General features: G+C 47.5%; 1 protein-coding gene and 1 pseudogene. One reads left to right on the top strand and one right to left on the bottom strand.

Annotated elements, in window-relative coordinates:
• Window positions 1–240, bottom strand: a 240-nt coding sequence (locus tag PLU01S_RS25280) for a helix-turn-helix domain-containing protein (protein ID WP_169715119.1), incomplete at its 3' end; no start/stop codon positions are given.
• 169 nt (window positions 241–409) lie between these two features.
• On the opposite strand from PLU01S_RS25280, the pseudogene PLU01S_RS25275 reads away from it, so the two are divergent.
• Window positions 410–526: pseudogene (locus PLU01S_RS25275) on the top strand (IS200/IS605 family transposase); the annotation flags it as partial.

The following is a 526-nucleotide window of genomic DNA, read 5'->3' as shown; positions in this document are numbered from 1 at the left end:
TTGCTGAAGTGCGATGGAGTCAAACTCTCCAAGCCAGTGATACTTGCGTGACTTTTTCGCCACTGCCAGCAAAGGCTTAAGGTCTTTCTTTGCTCGCAGTTTCAGGCCGTGCCGCTTGTACTGAGAGCTGATGATATGCAGAGCCTTGTTGTAGCAGAAACGCACGGCACCGAACTGACGGTTGAGAAACTCCGCCTGCACAAGTGTCGGGTAAATGCGTACTTTGGTGGCTCTTAGCACTGTCCGTAATCCTTGTTCCCAGCCTACTACCTATACACGCTTGACGGCCTGGCCGCACTCAAGGTCATCTGCTTTAGAGTGGCAATGGAAAAGTGTTAGCTGGTATGGAATATTTCAGTGTGTATATCTACTATGCAGAGAATATAAGGCCTTAAGGGTATTTTTTCAAGTGAGTGAACAGGATGTAAGTCTACTGCATGGTTATCTCAGAACACGCCATAGTGTGACCAAGCTCGTTGTGCATTTGGTGTTTACGACCAAGTACCGACGAAAGCTATTTGATGGA

The organism is Pseudomonas luteola NBRC 103146, assembly GCF_002091675.1.
Taxonomy (GTDB): domain Bacteria; phylum Pseudomonadota; class Gammaproteobacteria; order Pseudomonadales; family Pseudomonadaceae; genus Chryseomonas; species Chryseomonas luteola.
This window is presented reverse-complemented; position numbering and strand designations above follow the sequence as displayed.